Origin of the sequence: Pseudoalteromonas phenolica (genome assembly GCF_005886345.1) — a bacterium.
GTDB classification, from domain to species: Bacteria; Pseudomonadota; Gammaproteobacteria; order Enterobacterales; family Alteromonadaceae; genus Pseudoalteromonas; species Pseudoalteromonas phenolica_A.
Genome location: NZ_PNEC01000142.1, coordinates 1 through 208, shown reverse-complemented (window position 1 = coordinate 208; position 208 = coordinate 1). Strand labels below are relative to the sequence as shown.

Sequence of the window (208 nt, the reverse complement as noted above, 5' to 3'; positions counted from 1 at the left end):
TTCATTCCTCGGTTTATGAAACATTTACCCAAAAACTGGTAAATGCATATCAACAATTGAAAATAGGTGATCCGCTAAATAGTGCGCACCATGTGGGGCCATTGATTGATAAAGATGCTGTAAACATGTATTTACAAGCCATTGAGGCATGTAAAAAAGAAGGTGGTAAGTTTTTGGTAGAAGGAGGTGTATTATCCGGTGAAGGGTA

Annotated in this window: 1 protein-coding gene; it reads left to right on the top strand. The window is 38.0% G+C overall.

Annotated elements, in window-relative coordinates:
* Nucleotides 1-208 (top strand): aldehyde dehydrogenase family protein (locus tag CWB72_RS20395; RefSeq protein ID WP_138635243.1); only part of this gene is annotated, 208 nt, incomplete at both ends.